The sequence below is a fragment of the Saccharibacillus sacchari genome (assembly GCF_037722395.1).
In the GTDB taxonomy this organism is placed as follows: domain Bacteria; phylum Bacillota; class Bacilli; order Paenibacillales; family Paenibacillaceae; genus Saccharibacillus; species Saccharibacillus sacchari_A.
On sequence record NZ_JBBKAR010000016.1, the window covers coordinates 93,890 to 115,472 of the forward strand.

At 55.6% G+C, this 21,583-nt stretch carries 19 protein-coding genes; 5 read left to right on the forward strand and 14 right to left on the reverse strand.

Going from position 1 to position 21,583, the window contains the following annotated elements:
• Positions 1 to 214: 214 nt before the first annotated feature.
• From WKI47_RS04660 to WKI47_RS04695, 8 genes are all read right to left on the reverse strand, one after another.
• Positions 215 to 646, reverse strand: a complete 432-nt coding sequence (locus WKI47_RS04660) for a DUF6526 family protein (protein WP_340225999.1) — start codon at positions 644 to 646, stop codon at positions 215 to 217.
• 160 nt (positions 647 to 806) lie between these two features.
• On the reverse strand, positions 807 to 2,042 hold the full coding sequence (locus tag WKI47_RS04665) for a response regulator (RefSeq protein ID WP_340226000.1): 1,236 nt from the start codon (positions 2,040 to 2,042) through the stop codon (positions 807 to 809).
• Positions 2,039 to 3,949: a sensor histidine kinase gene (locus WKI47_RS04670; RefSeq protein WP_340226001.1), complete on the reverse strand. Its 1,911-nt coding sequence runs from the start codon at positions 3,947 to 3,949 to the stop codon at positions 2,039 to 2,041. The genes WKI47_RS04665 and WKI47_RS04670 overlap by 4 nt, the downstream gene beginning before the upstream one ends.
• Entirely contained in the window at positions 3,939 to 4,949 is a 1,011-nt protein-coding gene (locus WKI47_RS04675) for a substrate-binding domain-containing protein (RefSeq protein ID WP_340226002.1), read from the reverse strand. The genes WKI47_RS04670 and WKI47_RS04675 overlap by 11 nt, the downstream gene beginning before the upstream one ends.
• Positions 4,950 to 5,161: 212 nt before the next feature.
• Entirely contained in the window at positions 5,162 to 6,325 is a 1,164-nt protein-coding gene (gene mmsB / locus WKI47_RS04680) for a multiple monosaccharide ABC transporter permease (RefSeq protein ID WP_340226003.1), read from the reverse strand.
• Positions 6,300 to 7,859: a multiple monosaccharide ABC transporter ATP-binding protein gene (mmsA, locus tag WKI47_RS04685; RefSeq protein ID WP_340226004.1), complete on the reverse strand. Its 1,560-nt coding sequence runs from the start codon at positions 7,857 to 7,859 to the stop codon at positions 6,300 to 6,302. Before mmsA ends, mmsB begins: the two co-directional genes overlap by 26 nt.
• A gap of 20 nt (positions 7,860 to 7,879) precedes the next feature.
• Positions 7,880 to 8,965, reverse strand: coding sequence for a multiple monosaccharide ABC transporter substrate-binding protein (gene chvE, locus WKI47_RS04690; RefSeq protein WP_340226005.1), 1,086 nt, complete (start codon positions 8,963 to 8,965; stop codon positions 7,880 to 7,882).
• Positions 8,966 to 9,461: 496 nt separating this feature from the next.
• Positions 9,462 to 10,841 (reverse strand): sodium-dependent transporter, encoded by a 1,380-nt coding sequence (locus WKI47_RS04695; RefSeq protein WP_340226006.1) that lies wholly within the window; start codon positions 10,839 to 10,841, stop codon positions 9,462 to 9,464.
• Between the two features lie 376 nt (positions 10,842 to 11,217).
• Between WKI47_RS04695 and WKI47_RS04700 the strand changes: the two genes are divergently transcribed.
• Positions 11,218 to 11,937: a DUF554 domain-containing protein gene (locus WKI47_RS04700; protein WP_340226007.1), complete on the forward strand. Its 720-nt coding sequence runs from the start codon at positions 11,218 to 11,220 to the stop codon at positions 11,935 to 11,937.
• Positions 11,938 to 11,964: 27 nt separating this feature from the next.
• Positions 11,965 to 12,681 carry a metallophosphoesterase family protein gene (locus WKI47_RS04705; RefSeq protein WP_340226008.1) on the forward strand — a complete coding sequence of 239 codons (717 nt, stop codon included), beginning with the start codon at positions 11,965 to 11,967 and terminating at the stop codon, positions 12,679 to 12,681.
• A 557-nt stretch (positions 12,682 to 13,238) separates the two neighbouring features.
• On the opposite strand, the gene WKI47_RS04710 is transcribed toward WKI47_RS04705, so the two are convergent.
• The 3 genes from WKI47_RS04710 to WKI47_RS04720 form a co-directional block, all read right to left on the reverse strand.
• A complete protein-coding gene (locus tag WKI47_RS04710; RefSeq protein WP_340226009.1) occupies positions 13,239 to 13,697 on the reverse strand; it encodes a hypothetical protein in 459 nt (152 codons plus the stop codon).
• A gap of 244 nt (positions 13,698 to 13,941) precedes the next feature.
• Positions 13,942 to 14,208, reverse strand: a complete 267-nt coding sequence (locus WKI47_RS04715) for a hypothetical protein (RefSeq protein ID WP_340226010.1) — start codon at positions 14,206 to 14,208, stop codon at positions 13,942 to 13,944.
• Between the two features lie 25 nt (positions 14,209 to 14,233).
• A complete protein-coding gene (locus tag WKI47_RS04720) occupies positions 14,234 to 15,550 on the reverse strand; it encodes a VWA domain-containing protein (RefSeq protein WP_340226011.1) in 1,317 nt (438 codons plus the stop codon).
• 232 nt (positions 15,551 to 15,782) lie between these two features.
• Here WKI47_RS04720 and WKI47_RS04725 point away from each other — a divergent pair, with 232 nt between their 5' ends.
• The 3 genes from WKI47_RS04725 (at position 15,783) to WKI47_RS04735 (ending at position 18,863) form a co-directional block, all read left to right on the forward strand.
• On the forward strand, positions 15,783 to 16,535 hold the full coding sequence (locus WKI47_RS04725; RefSeq protein ID WP_340226012.1) for a ZIP family metal transporter: 753 nt from the start codon (positions 15,783 to 15,785) through the stop codon (positions 16,533 to 16,535).
• Positions 16,536 to 16,893: 358 nt separating this feature from the next.
• Positions 16,894 to 17,400: a winged helix-turn-helix domain-containing protein gene (locus WKI47_RS04730; protein WP_340226013.1), complete on the forward strand. Its 507-nt coding sequence runs from the start codon at positions 16,894 to 16,896 to the stop codon at positions 17,398 to 17,400.
• Between the two features lie 2 nt (positions 17,401 to 17,402).
• Complete coding sequence (locus WKI47_RS04735; RefSeq protein WP_340226014.1) at positions 17,403 to 18,863, forward strand: MFS transporter; 1,461 nt, start codon at positions 17,403 to 17,405, stop codon at positions 18,861 to 18,863.
• A gap of 163 nt (positions 18,864 to 19,026) precedes the next feature.
• Here the strand turns inward: WKI47_RS04735 and WKI47_RS04740 are convergent, their stop codons facing one another.
• Genes WKI47_RS04740 through WKI47_RS04750 form a run of 3 tightly spaced genes read right to left on the reverse strand, consistent with a single transcriptional unit; the run spans position 19,027 to position 21,566 of the window.
• A complete protein-coding gene (locus tag WKI47_RS04740; RefSeq protein ID WP_340226015.1) occupies positions 19,027 to 19,914 on the reverse strand; it encodes an ABC transporter permease in 888 nt (295 codons plus the stop codon).
• Positions 19,911 to 20,636 (reverse strand): ABC transporter ATP-binding protein, encoded by a 726-nt coding sequence (locus WKI47_RS04745; RefSeq protein ID WP_340226016.1) that lies wholly within the window; start codon positions 20,634 to 20,636, stop codon positions 19,911 to 19,913. The genes WKI47_RS04740 and WKI47_RS04745 overlap by 4 nt, the downstream gene beginning before the upstream one ends.
• 21 nt (positions 20,637 to 20,657) lie before the next feature.
• On the reverse strand, positions 20,658 to 21,566 hold the full coding sequence (locus WKI47_RS04750) for a hypothetical protein (protein WP_340226017.1): 909 nt from the start codon (positions 21,564 to 21,566) through the stop codon (positions 20,658 to 20,660).
• Positions 21,567 to 21,583 lie beyond the last annotated feature (17 nt).

Here is a 21,583-nt window from a genome sequence, read left to right on the forward strand (position 1 = left end):
TTGAAGATTTGGGATCAAATCGAGCAAAATAAATGCATTTGAGCATTTATTTCAACCGATCTTGTTCTGAATCCCTGCGGATTAATCTCAGCGTTTTCTCTTCTCGCTTGCTAAGTCTGACGAACTCCCCAAATACCCAAAACGCGGCAGCCGATCGAAATCGGTGCCGCGCTTTTTGCGTGCTTATCGCCGATCGGCGCAACGAACGACGGAATCAGATCCGCATCGTATCCGGCCGGAACTGTTTGATCTCCGAACGAATCCGTTCGGTGTCCCAATTTTCCTCGGCGGCGCGGGCGCATAGCGCCGGGAACTCCGTATCGCCGGCATTGCGCAGCGCAATGATCTGGGCGACGCTCAGGCGTCGGTCCGGCTCGCGGCCCGTCAGGCGGTAATAGCGGAAGTTTTCTTCCACCCGTACGATGCGGTCCTGCGTTTTGGTCGCGTATACCCGCAGACGCAGCAGCGTAAGCAGCAGGACAAAAGCAAGACCGACCAATATCCAGTCGTCCAGCGATCCTTGATCCTGCCGCAGCTCGCCGATCAGATGAACGATCGAAGCCACCAGCACGATCAAAGACAGCGGAAGCGCCAGGAAATGATGCGGCCAATCGAAGCGCACTTTGAAATTGTCGGATTGTTGCATGCTTTCCCCTCTTTTCTTCGACGTTCTCGTCCGGCCGATCTGTCTCACAGCACAAACAGAATCCGGCCGCTACGTTCTATTACACGCCCCGCCCCGTTCGCAACCATGCGGGCGCCTTATCGAAAAAAAGAAACGTTGCCGCGATCGGCGCAAAGCGGCTTCACTGGCCGGACGGCCGTTCGGGAAAAGCCGCTCCCCGGCGATACTGGTTCGGCGACACGCCCATCACTTTTTTGAAAGCGGTACTGAAATAATGCTGGCTGTCGTATCCGCTTTGCTCGGCGATCTCGTAGATCGGCAGGTCGGTCGTATTGAGCAGCTCGATCGCTTTGCGTATCCGCGTATGGGTCAGCAGCGCGACGAACGAATCACCCAGTTCTTTTTTGAGCACGCGGCTCAAATAAACGGGAGACACCTGCAAATTCCGGGCAAAAGATTCCAACGACAACTCGGGATTCCCGTAATAATCGCGGATATATTCTCTGGCCCGGCGCACGAGCGGCGACAATTGCGCGTCTTTGTAGACCGCTTCGCGGCAGCGTGCGTATACGCCCGGCAATTCTTCGGCGTCGCTGCCGGGCGGCACCGACTCGATATGCGCCTGCACGCCCAGTTTCAAAAAGCGGCGCACGTGGCGTTCGATCTGCTCGGCGATCTCCTGCTCGGCCGTATCCCACAAAAACAGCAGCAGCAAGCCCGAAGAATCCCGGATCAGCATATGTCGACGTTCCCCGGCCAATTCGGACACGATATTTTCCGCGGCGAACCAATACAACTGGCGATCGCTTTCTTTTAAAATCGGCTGCGCCGCTTCCGGTTCGGGCCAACGGATCACGCATAGTTGCACGAGAGGACTTGCCGGCAGCCCGAGAAAAGCCAACCGTTCTTCGATCTCTTCGCGATCCAATTTCCCTTCCGCCCATTCTTGTCCGAAACGGGCTTTGAGCATCGGGATATTGCGCCGGATCTGCTCGGATGCAAGCTTCAGGTATCCCGCCTGCTTGGCTTCGCCGTCGAGGCTGTCTTTGACCCGCAGAAGTACGCCGCGCAATGCTTCCGGGTTCACCGGCTTGAGAATATAATCTTCGACGCCGAGCCGGATGCCTTCGCGGGCGTAATCGAATTCGTCGTGTCCCGTGATGATAACGAAGCGGCAATCCGGCAGTTTTTCCCGCAGTTTGCGCATAAGCGAAATTCCGTTCAGGAACGGCATATTCATATCGACCAGCGCCAACTGCACATGCAGCTCCAACGCCAGTTCCAGCGCTTCTTCCCCGTCTTCCGCTTCGCCGACGACGGCCATGCCCAGCGCTTCCCAGTGTATCGACTCCCGCAGCCCTTCGCGGATAATCGGTTCGTCGTCGGCGATCAATACCCGATACGGCGTGTCGTTCATGCTTGTTCCTCCTTCTCGTTTTCGCTCGCGAAAGCAGGCGGCTCGCGCAGCAGCGGATGACGCACGGTGACGACGGTGCCTTCGCCCGCCGCGCTTGCGATGCGTATGCCGTATGCGTCTCCGAACGCCAGCCGCAACCGCGATTGCACGTTCAGCATCCCGTAGCTGCGTCCGCTTTTTTCCGATTCCGAAGCTTGACGTTCGATCGCTTCGAGCGGATGCTCAAGCTTGCGCGCAAGTTCAGCCAAACGCTCCGGCTCCATGCCCGCCCCGTCGTCCGACACTTCCAGCAGCAGCGTATTTCGTTCCGAAGCGACTTTAATCACGATGCTTCCCGGTCCCCGGCGCGCTTTGATCCCGTGGTAAATCGCGTTTTCCACCAAAGGCTGAAGCAGCAGCTTGAGCACGAAAAAGTCGCCGAGCGGCTCGTCCGCTTCCTCGTCCGTTTCGATCTTCACGTTCAACCGGCCTTGATAGCGCGTTTGCTGGATCAAGATATAACTGCGGATATGCTCCAACTCGTCCGCCAGATGGATCATGTCGCTGCCTTTGCTCAATCCGATCCGGAACAGTTTGGATAACGATTCGACCATGTCGGAGACTTCGTCGGCGCCTTTTTTGCGGGCCATCCAATGAATCGTATCGAGCGTGTTGTACAAAAAATGCGGCTTGATATTGTCTTGCAAACTTCTTAGCTCGGCTTCCCTTTTTTGCCGTTCTTTGCGTTCGTTCAGTTGGATCAGCCGCCGAAGCTCGACCAGCATGCGGTTGAAGCTGCGCCCCAGCATGCCGATCTCGTCTTGCCTTGCGGCGGTATGCCGGACGGTCAGATCGCCCGATTCCGTGCGGCGCATATCGTCTTGCAGCAACCGGATCGGTTCGGAGATCGAACGCGACAGCCGCAGCGAAGCGGTCAAGCCCAACATGCAGACCACGAACAGGAAGCAGATGACGTAAAAATGGATCTGGCCGACTTCGAACAACGATTCCCGCGTCAAAAAAACGCCGACGGTCCGCCATCCGGTAAACGACGACTCTCCGTAGATCAGTTGAAGTTCCCGCCCGTCCACCTGCCGCGTGACCGCGCCCGTCGCGCCGTCCGCGAACCAGGCCGAAGGCAACCGGTCGATATACGGCTCGTCCGGCGCGTAGATCCGGCGTCCTTCCCGATCGACGACGGTCAGATAACCGGTTCGGCCCAGTTTGACGTCGCGCGCCGCTTTGGAGATCGTCCACAGCTTGAGATCGATCAAGACGACGCCGATCGTTTTTTCCGTATCCGGATTAACGACCGCGCGGGCGACCGTGACCACTTCGTTATCCTGGTAACTGACGTGCGAAGTTAAATTACGGCCCGACGGCTGACCCAGAACGGTGAACAGCCCTTCGCTATCCACGGCTTGCTTGTACCAGTCTTCCTGCGTCAACGAGCGGCCGGAATCGCGGGCATACAGTTCGTTGCTGATGTATTGCCCGTCCGCTCCCGCGATCAGCAGTCCGGCGATCTCGGGATACAACGTCGTATACCGCTGCAAATACTGCTTCAATCGATACGATTCCTGCTCGCTCGCCGCGCCGTCGGCCATGAATTGCCGCACGCGATCGTCGAAGCCGATCAGATACGTCATGTTTTGCAGATTTTCCATATCGCTGTCGAGCGTCTGGTTGACCTTCGTGATCAATTGCAGCGTATGGTCGACGGCTTGACGTTCCAGCACGCGGCTGACCGTCCAGTTGACCAGATAACCCAGACCGATCGACGGCAGCAGGCTGATCAGCAAAAACAGGATCATAAGCTGGTAACGCAGCCGCAGGTCGTGCAGGCGAAAGGTTTTGGCTTTTTCCCAGAACCGATGCCGATTTCCGTTGTTCGAACGCTTGTCTGAAAAGTTTCGTTCATTTCGCATAATAATCGTCCACGTTCTGAGGCGTCACGACCGAAATCCCTGTATTCACGTTGACCGGGAGCGGCGCAACGTCGCCGGAAGCCGTAGGCGAAGGAATCGTCAGGTCATGATGCAGATGGAACAGATATTGCAGCGACCAGTAACCCATATTCCATGTGCCCTGCGCGATCGTCGCCGAAATGCGGCCTTCGCGGATCATGTCCAGCGTGTCTTTGTCCGTATCGAACGCGATCACATGTAACTCGCCCGTCCGATCCAGTTCCGCCGCCGCTTCGCCCGCTCCTTTGCCGCCGGCCGCTTCGGTCACGAACACGCCCGCAAGCTTCGGATAACGCTTCAGCAGCGACTTCGTCAATTCTTTCGCGACCATCGCGTCGCCTTTGTCGTCTTCCACCGCCACGACTTCCATGCCCGGATAGCGCTGCGCGATCGCGTCTTGAAAACCTCGCGTGCGCTCGTCGTGGTTTTGCTGGTTGGGCAACGTGATCACGGCGACCTGTCCCTGCCCGCCGAGCAGTCCGGCCATCTGTTCCGCCGCCGCCGTTCCCGCCGCCGCGTTGTCCGTACCGAGAAACGAATAGGCTTTGCTGCCCGGCGCGCCGGAATCGAACAGCACCACGGGGATGCCGGCGTCCACCGCTTTGTCGATCGCGCCTTTCAGCGAATCCGGATCGATCGCGGAAATCGCGATCCCGGCGGGCTTTTTGGCAATGATCTGTTCCAGCACGGTGATTTGCTCCCGGGCGTCGTACTGCGTGGCTCCGCGGTATTCGATCGAGACGTTCAGCGCTTCCGCCGCGTCTTCGAACCCTTTGAGACAGCTTTTCCAATATTCGATGCCCGACAAAAAAGTGACCATCACGTAGTTTTCGCCGAGTTCTCCCCGCAGTTCTTCAGATCGGAACGATCCTTCGCCGACCTGATTCGTGTACACATGCCGGGCCGCGTAAGCCAAAAAAGCCGCGATCAGCACCATGTAGAGCAGCGTCGTTTTTTTCACGGGACCGCTTCCTCCTTTTTCGTTTTCTTCATAACGGCTTGCTCCGCTGCAAAAGCGCGAAGACCGACCCGAAGTGCCGTAGGCCGTTCATGTTGATTTTAGCGGATGCGCGTGTCAAAAAAAAGCGCTTACGCTCCGAACGCGCCAAAGCCGCACCCGCAAGTCGGCGAAAGCCTGCCTGCGGATACGGCCGAACGCGATCACGCTCAAGCTTACGCGACCCGTTTGTTTTTGTTGTAAATATCGAACGCGACCGCGAGCAGCAGCACCAGCCCTTTGATCCCTTGCTGCCAGTCGATGCCGAGGCCGATCAGCGACATGCCGTTGTTGAGCACGCCCATGACCAGACCGCCGATGATCGCGCCGAACACCGTGCCGATCCCGCCGGAAGCCGAAGCGCCGCCGATAAAGCACGCCGCGATGGCGTCCAGCTCGAAGTTGGTTCCCGCTCTCGGCGTCGCCGCGTCCAGACGGGCCGCGAAGATCAGACCGCTGACGGCTGCGAGCACACCCATGTTGACGAAGACCCAGAACGTGACTTTTTTCGTTTTGACGCCTGACAACCCTGCCGCTTTCTCGTTGCCGCCCAGCGCGTAAATATGACGGCCCATCACCGTTTTGTTCATCATGAACGAGTAGGCGAGAATCAGCACGAACAGCAGCACGAGAATATTCGGAATGCCCGCGTAGCTTGCCAGCATGAACGTGAACAGGTTCAGCACGACCGCGATCGCCACGAGTTTAAAAATGAACAATCCGGACGAAGACACGTCGAATTTGTATTTGAGTTGCTCGCGCCGCGCTCTAAGTTCGTTGAATACGTACAGCACGGTAAACGCGATCCCCGCCAAAATCGCGACCAGGTTGGTCGCCGTATCGGCCAGGTTCGGCACGAAGCCGGAACTGATCTTGGTGAAGCCCGCCGGGAACGGCGAGATCGACTGGCCTTCCAGCACGATCATCGTCAAACCCCGGAACAGCAGCATGCCCGCCAACGTGACGATAAACGCCGGGATTTTGACGTAAGCGACCCAGAAGCCTTGCCACGCGCCGATCAATCCGCCGATGACCAGCGAAGCGACGACCGCGACCCACGCCGGAAGTCCCCAATCGACCATCATGATCGCCGACATGGCGCCGACGAACGCGGCGATCGAGCCGACGGACAAGTCGATATGCCCGGTGATGATAACGAGTACCATCCCGATCGCGAGTACGAGAATGTAACTGTTTTGCAAAATCAGGTTGGTGATATTGATTGGCTTGACCAGCAGTCCTCCGGTCAGCACCGTGAACAAAATCATGATGACGATCAACGCGATAATCATGCCGTACTGGCGAACGTTGCTTTTAAACAGTTTGGTGATCGCTTCCACGCTTAACCCCTCCAGTATTGGTCATGTATTTCATCAACGTTTCTTGAGACGCGTTCGCGCGGTCCACTTCGCCGGTGATTTTGCCCGCGTTCATCACGTAGATGCGGTCGCTCAGCCCGATCACTTCCGGCAGTTCGGACGAGATCACGATCACGGCTTTGCCTTGCGCGGCAAGCTGGTGGATGATCGTGTATATCTCGTATTTGGCGCCGACGTCGATCCCCCGCGTCGGTTCGTCGAGGATCAGAATGTCCGGTTCGGCGAAAATCCATTTGCCAAGCACCACTTTTTGCTGGTTGCCGCCGCTCAGATTGCCTGTTTTTTGCAGGATGCTCGGCGATTTGATATTCATCCGTTTGCGCATGTCTTCGGCGACCAGCACTTCTTCGCTTTCGTTGACGACCGCCCGCTTGGTCAATTTGCGCAGTCCGGTCAGCGAAATATTGCGTTTGATATCGTCCATCAGGATCAGCCCGTATTCTTTGCGGTCTTCGGTCACGTAGGCGAAGCCGTTGTCGATCGCTTGATTGACCGTGTTGTTGCGCACTTCTTTGCCGTCTTTGACCAGCGTGCCGCTGATGTTGCGTCCGTACGATTTGCCGAAAATGCTCATCGCAAGTTCGGTGCGCCCCGCGCCCATCAGTCCGGCGATCCCGACGATTTCGCCGTGGCGAATCGTCATGTTGATATGATCCAGCGCTTTGCGGTCGGGATGATGCTCGTGGTAAACGTTCCAGTCGCGGATTTCGAGCGCCACGCCGCCGATCTTCGGGTTGCGCTCGGGATAACGGCTGGTCATGTCGCGTCCGACCATGCCGCTGATGATCCGGTCTTCGGTCACCTGGTCTTTTCGCATATCCAACGTCTCGATCGTATGACCGTCGCGCAAAATGGTGATCGAATCGGACACTTTGGACACTTCGTTCAGCTTGTGGGAAATGAGGATGCAGGTCATGCCTTCGCGTTTGAATTCCAGCATCAACCGAAGCAGGTTTTCGCTGTCGTTTTCGTTCAGGGCCGCCGTCGGTTCGTCCAAGATCAGCAGTTTGACCTTTTTGGACAGCGCTTTGGCGATTTCGACAAGCTGCTGCTTGCCGACGCCGATATCGCCGACGAGCGTGTTGGGATTTTCGTTCAGGCCGACTTTTTGCAGCAATTCGCTTGTTTTGACGATCGTTTCGTTCCAGTCGATGATGCCTTTTTTCGCGCGCTCGTTGCCCAAAAAGATATTTTCCGCGATCGACAGATACGGGATCAGCGCCAGTTCCTGATGGATGATGACGATGCCTTTTTCTTCGCTTTGCTTGATGTCTTTGAACTCGCAGGTCTGCCCTTCGAACAAAATATCGCCTTCGTAACTGCCGTGCGGATAGACGCCGCTCAACACTTTCATCAGCGTCGATTTGCCTGCCCCGTTTTCGCCGCACAGCGATTGGATCTCGCCTTTTGCCACGCGGATATTGACGTCGTCCAGCGCTTTGACGCCGGGAAAACTTTTGACGATGCCGCGCATTTCCAAAATGTACTCCGACATGATCGGTCCCTCCTCCGGCTTTATTTCAATCCGATTTCTTCTTTGGTGTAATAATCCTGGTCGACGATTTCTTCCTGCACGTTGTCGATATCGACGGAAACGGGATCGAGCAGGTAAGCCGGAACGACCATGACGCCGTTATCGTACGACTTCGTATCGTTGACTTCCGCTTGTTCGCCTTTGAGCACGCTTTCGGTCATGGATACCGTTTGCTGCGCCAGCTTGCGGGTGTCTTTGAATACCGTTTGCGTTTGCTGGCCCGCGACGATCGACTTGATCGAAGCCAACTCGGCGTCTTGCCCGGTGATGACCGGCAGCGGCTTGGACGACGATCCGTATCCGATGCCTTTGAGCGAAGACAGGATGCCGATACTGATGCCGTCATACGGCGACAGCACCGCGTCCAGATTGTCCGACGAGTAGTACGCGCTCAACAGATTGTCCATCCGCGACTGCGCCAACGAACCGTCCCAGCGCAGCGTCGCGATCTGGGCCATCGTCGTTTGTTTGCTGCGCACGACGAGTTTGCCGGAATCGAGATAAGGCTGAAGCACCGATATGGCGCCGTCGTAGAAGAAGTAGGCGTTGTTGTCGTCCGGCGAACCGCCGAACAGCTCGATATTGAACGGCCCTTTGCCTTCTTTCAAGCCGAGTTTCTCTTCGATATAAGAAGCTTGCAGCACGCCGACTTTGAAGTTGTCGAACGTCGAGTAATAACTGAGGTAAGGCGTGTTGCGGATCAGGCGGTCGTAGGCGATGACTTTGATACCCTGGTCGTGCGCTTTGCCGATCACGTCGGTCAGCGTGTTGCCGTCGACCGCCGCGATGACGATCACGTCGACGCCTTTGGTAATCATGTTCTCGATCTGCGAGATCTGGTTTTCGACCACGTCTTCGGCGTATTGCAGATCGGTCTTGTAGCCTTTTTCTTCGAACAGCTTCCGCATATTGCTGCCGTCGGCTACCCATCGTTCGGACGATTTGGTTGGCATCGACAACCCGATATAGCCTTTTTCCGCGCTTCCCGCGCTGCTTTCCGCCAGATTGCAGCCGGCCAGCATCGCCGTCAGCATCAGCGTCAGCAGAAGCGCCGCTATTTTTTTCATCACCGGACTCCTCCCGTATTGCTTTTTGGATAACGCTTTCAATTCCGTGGTGCCGTTGGTGTTCCGTACGCGTTTTAGCATAGCATCGGGAAGTTGGGGCGGTCTTTATACGGAAGCGAAGGTTTTTTATAAAAATCTGACTTTTAAGGGGGAGGGGTGAAAAAAGCGCTCCTTGGGTGGGAGCTTCAAGGGAGAGGGAGTTCCTGTTCGGTAGGGAAGCTGAAGGGCGGTGCTGCGGGAGAAATTCGTTCAAGGCGCTGTCTCACTCGGAAAGAACGATTAAAATTTTATAAGGTTGTTTCCGAGTTCAAAGGCGTCTTTCACTGAATTTCTCCCTCCGCACCCTCGCTTCGCTTGGAACACAAAAAGGCTCCGCACGAGGATGCGGAGCCGGGCGGAGCGCTTTTTTTATGGGGATAGGAATAGAAAAAATAAAGCCTGTAGAAGACCGAAAAAGGTCTATTTCAAAACAAGAGTCTTAATTTTGGAGCAGCGACTAGAACTTCAGAACGCCTACGGAATACAGGAAGATCAAAATAATCAGAAGCGGGCAAACGTAGCGGAGCAGGAACATCCAAGTGGTATAGATGCCGCCTGTCAATCCGGCTTCTTCGCCTGCGCGTTTCCAGGCGTAGCCGGTGAACAAGGTGATGATCAAACCGCCGATCGGCATCAGGATATACGACGTGGAGAAGTCGAACAGGTCGAAGATCGTTTTGCCGAACACGACCAGGTTGCTCAACGGGCCGTCGGCGCCTTCGACGGATAATGCCGAAGGAACGCCGAGCAGGAAAGCGACGCCCGCCAGTACGATCGCCGCTTTTTTGCGCGTCCATTTCCATTGCTCCATCGCGTAAGCGACCGGAACTTCAAGGATGGATACGGCCGAAGTGAGCGCCGCGATCGCCAGAAGCAGGAAGAAAATGCCGCCGAACAGGAAACCGAGCGGCATCTGCGCGAACGCGGCCGGCAAAGCGATAAACGCCAAGCCCACGCCGCTGGACGGCTCCATGCCATAAGCGAAAACGGTCGGGAAGATCACGAGTCCGGCGATGAAGGCGTACAGCAGGTCGCCCGCGCCGATCGCTAGTGTGGCTTTGCCGAGCGATTGGTCTTTTTGCACATAAGAACCGTACGTCAACATGCAGCCCATGCCAAGCGACAGCGAGAAGAACGAATGGCCGAGCGCGATCAGGACCGATTCTTCGTTCAGCTTGGAGAAGTCCGGTTTCAGGAAGAACTCGGCTCCGGCAAGCGCTCCCGGCAGCGTCAACGCGCGCACCATCATGATGAGCAGCAGGATCAGGAAGCCGGGAATCAGAATTTTGTTGAATTTCTCGATCCCGCCCGATACGCCTTTTGCGATGACATAGCCTGTGATGACCATCACGACCGCGCTCCAGAAGATCGGCATATAACCGCCTGCGAAGCCGAGGAAAGTCGCCGCGTAGTCCATATTGACGTCCGACAGCGCGCCTGCGAACGATTGAATCATGTAATGCAGCGTCCAACCGGCCACGACACTGTAATACGACATAATCAGGAAAGCGGTGATGATCGAGATCAGGCCGAACCATTTCCAATGCTTTTTGTTGGTCAGGTTGAACAGCGAGGAAGACGCATTCCCTCGGCCGCCGCGCCCGATCGTCATTTCCGCCAGCAGGATCGGTAACCCGACCACGACCAGACACACGATGAACAGCAGGAAGAATGCCGCTCCGCCGTTTTCGCCTGTGATGTACGGAAACTTCCACATATTGCCCAGGCCGACCGAGCTTCCGATCGCCGCCAGGATAAATCCGTTTTTGGAAAAGCCTGCGTTGCCCTCTCCGAGTCTTTCGCCTGCTTTTGCCGATTTTTTGTCTAAACCTGCCATGCCCCTCCGACCTTTCCGCGTTCAATGATATAATGCGTTGCGAGCTGTTGAAGCTCCGTTTTGCATTTTTTCATGGTAACGAATCAACGCAGCATTGTCTATAGTTTTACAAGGAATCGTCAATACCAAAATGAATATTCTTCATCAGAAAACCTTCTTTTTGAAATATTAATACAATATATACATACCTTTTGTTGAACGGTTAAAACGATTTTTCCTTTTACTGGGTAATAAGCAGAAGCGATACTCTCTCGTTAGGAAAGTATTTTTGCCGATTCGCTTTCTTTTGTTGTCGGGACATGCAAGGCGGATTAGAATAAGAAGAATGCCGGGATACTCGATAATCCTTATTTTTATGCGAAGGTGGAGATCGAACATGCCCGTCGGGCCTCTTATTAACGCTCTCGCCGTTCTGTTGGGCGGCGTGCTTGGCGCATTGCTGGGGAATCGGATTCCCGAGCGGTTGCGCGTCAATCTTCCTTTGACGTTCGGCGCCGCTTCGATGGGAATGGGCGTTGCGCTTATCGTCAAAGTCCATACGCTGCCGCCCGTCGTGCTCGCCCTGCTTCTCGGCAGCGTGGTCGGCGAACTGATTCGTTTGGAAAAAGGAATCGAATGGTTGGCCGGAAAAGTCCGTGGACCCGTCGATCGTCTTTTTTCCGCAAAAGCTACAGGCCCCGATCCCGATGTGTTTATGCAGCAGTTTGTGGGGATCGTCGTTTTATTCTGTGCCAGCGGTACGGGAATCTTCGGCGCGCTGAACGAAGGGATGACCGGCGATTATACGGTATTGCTGTCCAAGTCGTTCCTCGATTTTTGCACGGCGCTCATTTTTGCTACGTCGCTTGGGTTTATCGTGCCGACGATCGCGTTGCCGCAAGCCGCGGTTCTTTTGGGATTGTTTTTCGCAGCAGGATTGATTTTGCCGCTCACCACGCCTGAGATGATCGCCGACTTCTCGGCCGCAGGCGGTATCATCATGCTGGTTACCGGTTTTCGGATTTGCGGGATCAAAGCTTTTCCGGTGGCGAACATGCTTCCGGCGCTTGTCTTCGTTATGCCCCTATCCCAGCTATGGACAGCCCTGTTGGGCTAATCCTTCCCCGAAAGAGAGGCCTCTCCCATGTCCAAACGAACATTGGCGATCAGCGATATTCACGGTGAACTGGATCTGCTGGATCGCCTACTGAAGCAAACCGGATACGATCCCGCCGTCGATCAGCTTGTGCTGCTCGGCGATTACATCGACCGCGGTCCCAAGTCCATGCAGACGCTGGAGCGCGTGATGGAGCTGCATGCCGCAGGCGCGATCGTGCTCAAAGGCAATCACGAAGACCTGATGCTGCGCGCGCTCGACGGCGGCGGAGAAGATGATTGGAAACGCTGGATCGTACGCAACGGCGGTTATGTCACGCTGCAAAGCTATGGCTTCACCGAACGGCAGCTCCGGATCGAGACCGGCGAAGCTTTTCGGCAGCCCGGGCTGGAATCGGATACGTTGGAGCGCCACTTGAACTTTGTTCGGAGTCTGCCATCTTATTACGAAACCGATGAGTTTGTTTGCGTTCATGCGGGCATTCCGCCGGGCAAGAGCGCTGAACAATCGGACCCGTCCGATCTGATCTGGATACGCGAAGACTTTCATAAAGGCTACAACGGAGCGAAAAAAGTCATCTTCGGCCATACGCCCACCCGGGGACTGCACGGCGATCCGGACAATAACGATCCTTATTACGGGCGCAACCGCATTATCGGTATTGACGGCGGCGCGGTGTTCGAAGGTCAGCTCAACGCGCTTGCGATCGAGAGCGGGGAAACGTTTTATGTGAAAAATGAATGACGAATGATGAATAACGAACCGTTTTGACGCGAAGGTGGCGGCCGTTTGGCTACGGGTTTTAAGCTTTGAAGCAACTGCGTTAGACATTCTCGACACGTTGAAAAGTTGAAAAGTCAAAAAGCCGCTCCTTCGTGGAAGCGGCTTTTTGGCGAATAAGTGCGTATATGCACTTATTTCGTCCGAATCGGATCGTTTTCCGAAAATAGATGCTCAAATGCAATTAATTCCTGATTCTCACTCCTAGATTCGCCTTCTCGCTTGAAATAGTTGCACTTGAGCACTTATTTTCGTATTCGGGTAAAAAGATTGAAAAATAATTGCATATACGCACTTATTTCACGCTCGCCCGGCCGTTTTTTATTCGCTTGATGCGCAATCCCGCAATCCGCAAAAAGCCGACAAAGCCGCTTCGGCGACTTTATCGGCTCCTTATGTCCTTACCCTTCCACGGCTATACCTCAACTTAAAACTTGTTTCGAAGCGAATACCGGCCTCAGTCTATACCGCCTGGTTCGCCTATTGCTTATTCGCCTGTTCCTTGCCGTTTTCCCTCCGACTCAAAACTCCCTCGGCTGGCTCGGTTGCACGTCGGGCGGATTGATCGGTTCGATCTCCGGCGGGCTGACGGGTTGCACGTCGGGTGGGTCTACCGGTTGGATCTCGGGCGCTTGACCCGGCTGGACGCCCGGCGGTTCATTCGGCTGAATCTCCGGGTTGCGAGGCCGCACGCCCGGCATATCGTCGGGATCGAATTCCGGCGGCGAACCCGGCTGAACGCCGGGCGGATCGGCCGGAACGATCTCCGGTTCCTGACCGGGCTGCACGCCGGGCGGTTCTTTCGGCGTGATCTCGGGCGGCTGCTGCGGCTCGACGCCCGGCGGTCTTTGCGGCTCGATCTCCGGATCGGGTCCGGGCTGGACGCCCGGCGGATCTTCGGGTCCGAACGTTTCGGATTGCGGGGCGTCGGATACACGAACGATATAGAAATCCTGTTTTTCTCCGATATCTTGTCTCATGCTCAATCGCCTCCTTATTTATGGACATGGCTTTTCGCAAAAGCTTGATAAAAAAGGATACACGCTTCATTACCCTTTTCGCGACCGCAACACGCTTTTACGATTCAATATCTTGGCGCATATTCGGGACTTGCGGCCAGCATCGGCGCATCAATCGGTCAATCACAACGACCAAAAAAGCGAACCGCCTATCGGCGATCCGCTTGCTGCTTGATTGCTCACTCTCGGTGCTCTCCGCTGCTTTTCACCACTCGTGCCAAACTCTCGGTCCGTCGATCTGAACAATCGACTTCTTCTGCGTACGACCATGATTGAAGCTCATCGTGCGCAGTTCGTAGCCCGGCGAGTCCAGCGGCAGCAGCTTTTTCCACTTGGCTACCGGATGGGTGGGTTTGCCCGGACTTGCCATGTCGACGAGAACGAGGTCTTTGTGCAGCATATTCAAGCATTGCCCGAGCGTCAGTACCTGCGAATCCGATGAACTTGAAGAAACTTCTGGATGTCTATTCATGATGAGTTCTCCTTATTATAATCTCTTATCTCAAAATCCCTTTAGCCCGTACTTCTTTTAACCAACCCGGAAATTCGTTCAGCAGCCGATCGTACAACTCTTCGTCGCTGACCCGATCCAAGTCATCCAACGCGAAAAAGTCGGCATTGTCGACGATTCTTCCTTTGAGATCGTCAAGCTGCTCCAACACGCCGTAGTTCGCATTGCCGAGACCCACGAACTGCCAAAAGATCGGCTTATCGGCATGCTTGATCAGCAGCTTGGAGATTTTTTTCGTCTCATAGATCCCTCCGTCGCTGAAAAAGACAATGTAAGTCGGTGTGCGGTCATCGGGGTCTTCCTGCGTATACTTCTTAATGATATCTTCCATGACGACAGGCTCATTGTTGCCGAAGCCCAGCTTGCTTTTCATACTTGGCCCCGCGTACGTCTTTTTGACGTAATCTTCGTATTGATGCTCCGTCACGCTCGGCGCGCGCATCATCTTGGTCGCGAAGAACCATACGTCCAGAATGCCGTCATCGTCCATTTGCGCCGAGACGGCGAGAATGCGCTCGAAGGCGCTTTGAACCGTTCCTTTTTTATATAGATGGCTCATCGAACCGGAAGCGTCGAACACGACGGCCACTCTGGCTTTTTCATGCGCGATGTTTTTCTTTTCCAGCGAGATGCCGACTTTGCGCTTGAGCAGGTCGATCTTGCCGAGCGGAACGGAAGGTTCCGGCGCTCGGGCAGGAGTCGGCGGCGGGGTTTGAGGAGTCGGCGAGACTTGGGGAGTCGGCGCAACAGTCGATGCCGGCGCCGCCGTCGGCTGCACTTCGTCTTCAATCTCCACGCCGTGCGCTTCGGCAAGCGGCTTAAGCCCACCGTTGAAGCCCCGGCCGATCGCGCGCAACTTCAATCCCGACGAATGGCGGTACAGCTCCATAAAAACCAACGAACGCTCTTGCGTCGCTTCCTTGATCTCGTACAATATCTCGCCGGAGCCCGTCTCCGCCACGATGCGGCATCCTTGAATATCGGCAAAGGTTCCTGTTCCGTCCAATGTAGCCGAGAACACGCATTTGGCGATCGTGGCCGGGTCCAGCTCGTTCGTTCGGATCGTAAACACGACGCCGTTGGGCCCGGTTCGCTCATACCGCACATGACCGCCGGGGCTGGCATCCTGATTGTAAAAAATAAAGTAATCGTCGGAAGGAACTTTGCCGTTCTCTCCCACCATAAAGCAGCTCACGTCCAAATCGGCCGGCGCGCTATCCCATTTTACATGCACGCGAAGCTCTGACGTCTGTCCGATCGGCGCGTTCGCGCCTGTCGTTAAAACGGTTTGAGGTATTGCCATCTGATCGCCTCCCGAAAAATATCGTTGCTTGCTCAACATAGCTTTTTTACGGCTCAAGCGTTCCGTATCCATCTACGCAGCATTATAGCATCCGGTGACGGCAATTGCGAAAAACGCCCGGAACACCCATTCCCGTTTGGCATGCCTGTTTCTCTGTTTAATGAACATTCAGAAGCACTTCACTATGTCAGCTTAGACGCAATGGACAAGCAACAACGAAGGAGGAATATTCATGTGGAGTGCATTGATGTGGGGCGGTATTTCGGCTTCGGCGGTGGTGCTCGGGGCGTTGGCTGCCTTGTTCCTGCGCATCGGCAAAAAAACGATCGGCTGGATCATGGCTTTCGGCGTCGGTACGCTGATCGGGGCCGCCGCGTTCGAGCTGCTGGGCGACGCGCTCGAAGACGGCGGATTGACCGCGACCGCGATCGGATTTACGGCTGGCGCGCTCGTGTACACCGTGTTCGACGTTATCGTATCCAAACGCGGCGGTTCCAATCGCAAGCGTTCGGGCGGTGACGAATCCGGTTCGCAAGCGGCAGGCGAAGCGGATCAGAGCGGGCTGGGCATTTTCGCGGGTACGGTAATGGACGCGATCCCGGAATCGATCATGCTTGGGGCCAGTCTACTGGCAGGCAAAGGAATCAGCGTGGTGCTGGTCGTGTCGATCTTCGTCAGCAATATTCCGGAAGGTCTGTCGAGTACCGTCGGCCTGCAAAAAAACGGCTACTCGCGTAAAAAAATCTTCATTATGTGGGCGGCGGTGCTGCTGGTGTCGGCTTTGGCTTCGATGGGCGGCTACTTGTTCCTCGAACAATTGTCTCCGGAAATGAAAGCGGCGATCGGCGCTTTCGCGGGCGGCGGCATCATCGCGATGCTGTGCTCGACCATGATGCCGGAAGCGTTCGAGGAAGGCGGTCCGCTGGTCGGATTTATCGCGTCGATGGGATTGTTGACGGCGATACTGCTGGATGCTTTTTCTTAACTTAAAAAACACCTAGGACCAGATGAGCTACGTTGTCTTTTAGTCCTTGTAGCTTGCCGTATTTCTTTCATTCACCGCTTACACATCCTAAAAAGCAACGTAGACACTCGATTAGGCGCATTTTTGCCTGATCGACAACGCTACGTTGCTTTTTTGCGCATGTAGCCGATTGGATGTTGAACTTGCGCTTGTCTACATTGCTTTTTATACAACGTAACCCGTCATTCAAAACTTTTATGCCAAACCCTTGTTTACTCCTCGCATTAACGATGTTATATTCACTCTATGATCTGGATTCCAGATTGATCTATTTCCAGAATGATCGAAAATCCAGAATAGACGAAGCGGAGGGTTTACCGTGACATCCGAACAATCCAAGGAACATCCCCTGATTATCGACGAAAAACAAAACAAGCTGCTGCAAAATGCTTTGCGGATCAAAATCATGCACGCGTTGTCGCGTGAAGCGATGACGTCCAAGCAGGTGGCGGACCGTTTGCGCAAAACGCCGGGCAACGTGCATTACCATATTCAACGCTTGTACGAAGGCGGGCTGCTGGAGTTGAGCGATACGCGCAGCGTAGCCGGCATCGTGGAAAAGTATTATACCGCGAAAGCCGCGCAGTTCCATTTTCCCGGACGGGCCGAAGGCGAAAGTTGGCAGGCGGACGACGATGCGTGGACAGGCGGCAGTCCTTTTTCCGAATACCATGCCACGCGGCTGGATTTGTCGGAAGAAGAAGCGGTTCGCTTTTCGGATGAATTGAAGACGTTGCTGGAAAAATGGGAGCAGAACACCGAAGGCGGCCAAGAATACGGAGTCAGTATCCGGCTTGGACGGATCGACGAGAAAAAGGAGCCTTAAACATGTTATCCGAACTTGAAAAAAATCCGGCTGAGGACGGCAACGCTTCGCGGCTCTCTGTTTTCCTTTCTCCGATCCGCCGCTCCAAAGCGTTCACGTATCTATGGCTCGGGCAATGGATCGCGATGCTGGGCAGCTCCGTATCCGTGCTTATTTTGCCGCTTGTCGTCTACTCGCTGACCGATTCGTCCACGGCGCTCGGGCTTGCGATGACGTGTTATATGGTACCGAATGTTTTGGCGCTGCCTTTTGCCGGATGGATTGTGGATAAAACCGACCGCTTGCGGCTTGTGATGCTAAGCAACGGAGCGCGGCTGTGCATCATGTTGCTTGCGGCGGTGTCGATCTTTAACGGCGGTCTGACGCTGGAGCGGCTGTATATCGGATTGGTGTTTTACGGCATGATGGAAGGCGTGTTCAATCCGGCCTACTCCGCTTTGCGCGCCGAAGTGTTTACGCCGGATATCCGCAATGCGGCCAACGCGCTGAGCCAGATCAGTATTCAAGGCGTTCGGCTGCTCGGTCCGGCGCTCGGCGGTGTGTTAGTCACCGCGGCGTCGCCGGGGGCAGGCTTTGCATTGGACTCGGTGACGTACCTGATTTCGCTGATCTGCTTCGCGATGTTGGGCCGTGTGCTCGCTGCGCAAAAAGGGCGGCGGGGAGCGTTCGTGCCAACCGAAGCCGCGCAGAAGAAACGTTCGGCGAACGCCGACTTTTCCGGTTCGGCCGCGTCGGATACGGACTTGTCCGCTTCGATTGCGCCCGGCACCGTTACGGCTTCGCCTTCTGGCGCAGCCGACCTTGCGCAATCTGTTGCCGATCCGGCAGCGGGAAAAACCGCAAGCTCCTCCGTTCTGTCCGGCTTCGGCACGGAGTTTATGGAAGGCGTTCGCGTGCTGAGCAAGCTGCCGTGGCTATGGATTACGATTCTCGCTTTTTCGTTGCTGAATATTTGCTATACCGGCATTATCGCGGTGCTTGTGCCGTGGCTGTTCAAAGTCCATCACGGGCTGGATACGTTCGTATACGGAATCGCGATGGCTGGTACGGCGGTCGGGGCGATCCTGGCGGCTGTGCTGTTCGGCTCGAAAAAAGACTGGAAACGCCGCGGATTGGTCGCTTACGGCGGAGCGCTGCTTGGCGGGGTGGCGTTGCTGCTGCTGTCGGTCGTGACTTGGGTACCGGGGCTTGTGATGGCGATGGTGCTGGAAGGCTTCGGCATGATGATGTTTATGATTATATGGGAGATCAGCTTGCAGGAGCTGGTGCCTGCCGAAAGCTTCGGACGCGTGGCGAGCCTTGATATGTTGGGATCGTTCGCACTGCTTCCGGTAGGGTATCTGATCGTCGGGCGGCTGGCGGATACGATCGGCGGGATTCCGACGATTGCGATTTTTGCTTGCGCGGGGATTCTGATCCTGTTGGTGGCGTTGTGTTCGCCGCATATTCGTCGGTTTAATTGAGGGGGCGGATAGGTGGCGCCGGGAGCCGGTTTCGACCTGCGCTTCGTTGTCCTTTCCCCTTTTGATTGAATAAGAGATTAGAGGTGAGGGGAAAGGGCAAAGGCGCTCCGGTTCGAAACCGGCTCCCGGCTGGGCTATGCGGGGGGAGGATGGGTATAAAAAATCAGACTTCTTTTCTGTCGAACACCAGGATTTGCGCAGTCGTCAGAACGGTGGCGCTGCCGATTAGGATGCCGGCGCCGATAGCGAGTTGGCCGGTAGCGATCTCTGATCCGATGATGCTTTTGTAAAGGGCTGCGTATTCGGTCAGAAGCATAGGAGCTATTGTCGGGAATACCAAGCCAAGACCGTTGAATGCGACCAGCAGGATGATGCCAAGCAGGAAGCCCGAGGTTGCGCTGCGTGCCAGGGTTGAAGCGAAAGCCGCGGCTGTGCTGATTGCGGCTATAGGCAGCAGAGTTACGATGTAGGCGCCGAGTATGATGAGTAGGTTCAAGTCTCCCAGACTTGCGCCGGATAACAGGGCTGCGGTCAGGGATAGAACCAGTAGAATCGCTAGCAGCCCAGCTTGGTACAGAAGCATCGCGGTTATTTTGCCGATCGCAAGTGCAGGACGGCTAACGGGGCGGGTCAACGGAATCTTCAATTCGCCGCGTTCGCGTTCTCCGGCGAACAGATCGGCGGCCAGCATACAGGCTACCAGCGGCAAGATGATAGAAGCTGCGAGCGAGAGCAGCGTATACGGGAGGTTGTCCGGCGAGAAGCGGATAAAGCTGCCCGTATTGCCGTTTAGCCACAGCATCGCCAGCGGAACAAACGCCACCAGTACAGGAACGGCGCGATATTTGAATTGGGCCAAAATCTTGTACAGCTCCACTTCTGCCGTTCGCCGGATCATTCCGCCAAGTGCAGGGCCATTTCCCTGTCTGATTCCTGCCGGAGCACCGAAACTTGCCGATGGCTCTGAACGTGTTGAAGCCTTTTTCATCATGCTTGCATCGGCGCCCACCCTAGAATTGGCCTTCATCGCTTCGTTGCCTGTTCGACTCATATGACTTCCCTCCCGTCCGCATTCGTTACGCTCAAGTAATAACGCTCGATACTTCCGTACCGCTCCAACACTTGCGATACGGCTGCGCTATCCACCAATATCCCTTCGCGCAGCACCGCCACATGCGTGCATAACTGCTCCATCTCATGCGCCAGGTGGCTGGATAAGACAACCGCGCAGCCCCGTTCGCGTTCTTGCAACAGCAATTCGCGGAACATCGCGGCGCCTTCGATATCCATCCCGCTTGTCGGTTCATCCAATACCAGCAGATCCGGCTGCGGCAGCAGCGCCGTCGCCAACGCCAGACGCTGCTTCATGCCGACCGAGAACTTGCGTACCTTTTCTTTGCGGTAAGGCAGCAGTCCCACGCGTTCCAGCAACGGTTCGACCCTCTCCGCACGAAAGCCCGAATAGAAGCGGCCGGTCAGCCGGAGATTCTGCTCCGCCGTCAAATAGGGATAAAGGCCGGGCGTCTCGATCATGCAGCCCGTCCGTTCCAAAATGGCGGGAAGGTCTTCCGCAGGGTCCATGCCGAGCAGAGAGAGCGTTCCCGCGTCCGGCGTAAGCAGCCCCGTCATGGCTTTCATCGCAGTCGTTTTGCCGCTGCCGTTCGGGCCAAGCAGGCCGAGTACCTGGCCGGCTTCAACCTCGAACGACAACCGATCTACACCGCGCCGATTGGCATACTTCTTCGTCAGGTTTTCGATGCGAACGATGGTCATCTTAAAGCTCCTCTCTTATTCTTATTCGGATCGGTCGCTGCCGAAAGGCCCGTGACCGAATTTACCGTGGCCCGACTCCAGATCGACCGCCTCCACATTTTTGCCGGTTACGTCGATGTCCTGCGGAACGGTGGTGCCGATGTTGCTGAAAGCACTGTCGACGTAAGCTTCCAGTTCGACTTTTTGACCGTCCTTGTCCAGACCCGATACGCCGATCGTCGTTTTCAAAGACGTAATTGCACCGTCTGTTACTTTCGCGTCGAGACGCACGCTTTCCACGCGGCCGTTCGATGTGATCGGGAACAGCGCAGCTCCGTCAAAATCCGACCATTCCGACTGCCACTGTGCTTCTTCGCTCAGCCGATCACTTCCATGCTGCGCGCCCGCTTCCAAGACCGCATTCATCGCAAGGTTCGCAAGCTCCGGAATTTGCGCATCCGTCAAACTGAGCGTGATGGTATCCCCATTTTCCGTAAAGCGGTTTTTGATATCGCCCAGCAAAAGGTCGCTCGCTGCTTCCGCCAGCCGAACCGCGCTTGGCGAAGCTTCGAAGTCTGGCTTTTCGCCCATATCCTTACCCGAAGCGTCTACGGAATAGTATTGGTCGCCTTTGCGCAGAATCAGCTTATCGCCGTCTGTAGACTGCTCGACCGCAAGCGTTTTGCCGCCGATTTCAAACTGTCCCGATGAGTAGATGTCTTCGCCCGCCGACTGAACTTCCAACTGTCCGCTCGCGGTGACCGTACCGTTTTGCTTAATCTGGATATTGGAAGTCAGTGTCGAGTTGTCGATAGCCGCCGTTTTCACGACTGCCGTGCGGAAGTTGTCGTAAGCGCTGCCGTTCGCGTATGCCGCTGCTCCAAGACTTGCCGTTACGATCATGCCTGCCGCCATCACGCCGATTGTTTTGTTGCGTACGCTTTTTTTCATCTCAATCTCTCCTCTTA

Coding starts and splice junctions, on each gene's coding strand:
- WKI47_RS04660 (WP_340225999.1), bottom strand. CDS start 646: ATGCAACAATCCGACAATTTCAAAGTGCGCTTCGATTGGCCGCATCAT.
- WKI47_RS04750 (WP_340226017.1), bottom strand. CDS start 21,566: ATGAAAAAAAGCGTACGCAACAAAACAATCGGCGTGATGGCGGCAGGC.
- WKI47_RS04745 (WP_340226016.1), bottom strand. CDS start 20,636: ATGACCATCGTTCGCATCGAAAACCTGACGAAGAAGTATGCCAATCGG.
- WKI47_RS04695 (WP_340226006.1), bottom strand. CDS start 10,841: ATGGCAGGTTTAGACAAAAAATCGGCAAAAGCAGGCGAAAGACTCGGA.
- chvE (WP_340226005.1), bottom strand. CDS start 8,965: ATGAAAAAAATAGCGGCGCTTCTGCTGACGCTGATGCTGACGGCGATG.
- WKI47_RS04710 (WP_340226009.1), bottom strand. CDS start 13,697: ATGAGACAAGATATCGGAGAAAAACAGGATTTCTATATCGTTCGTGTA.
- mmsA (WP_340226004.1), bottom strand. CDS start 7,859: ATGTCGGAGTACATTTTGGAAATGCGCGGCATCGTCAAAAGTTTTCCC.
- WKI47_RS04665 (WP_340226000.1), bottom strand. CDS start 2,042: ATGAACGACACGCCGTATCGGGTATTGATCGCCGACGACGAACCGATT.
- WKI47_RS04725 (WP_340226012.1), top strand. CDS start 15,783: ATGTGGAGTGCATTGATGTGGGGCGGTATTTCGGCTTCGGCGGTGGTG.
- WKI47_RS04700 (WP_340226007.1), top strand. CDS start 11,218: ATGCCCGTCGGGCCTCTTATTAACGCTCTCGCCGTTCTGTTGGGCGGC.
- WKI47_RS04720 (WP_340226011.1), bottom strand. CDS start 15,550: ATGGCAATACCTCAAACCGTTTTAACGACAGGCGCGAACGCGCCGATC.
- WKI47_RS04735 (WP_340226014.1), top strand. CDS start 17,403: ATGTTATCCGAACTTGAAAAAAATCCGGCTGAGGACGGCAACGCTTCG.
- WKI47_RS04740 (WP_340226015.1), bottom strand. CDS start 19,914: ATGAGTCGAACAGGCAACGAAGCGATGAAGGCCAATTCTAGGGTGGGC.
- WKI47_RS04715 (WP_340226010.1), bottom strand. CDS start 14,208: ATGAATAGACATCCAGAAGTTTCTTCAAGTTCATCGGATTCGCAGGTA.
- WKI47_RS04670 (WP_340226001.1), bottom strand. CDS start 3,949: ATGCGAAATGAACGAAACTTTTCAGACAAGCGTTCGAACAACGGAAAT.
- WKI47_RS04705 (WP_340226008.1), top strand. CDS start 11,965: ATGTCCAAACGAACATTGGCGATCAGCGATATTCACGGTGAACTGGAT.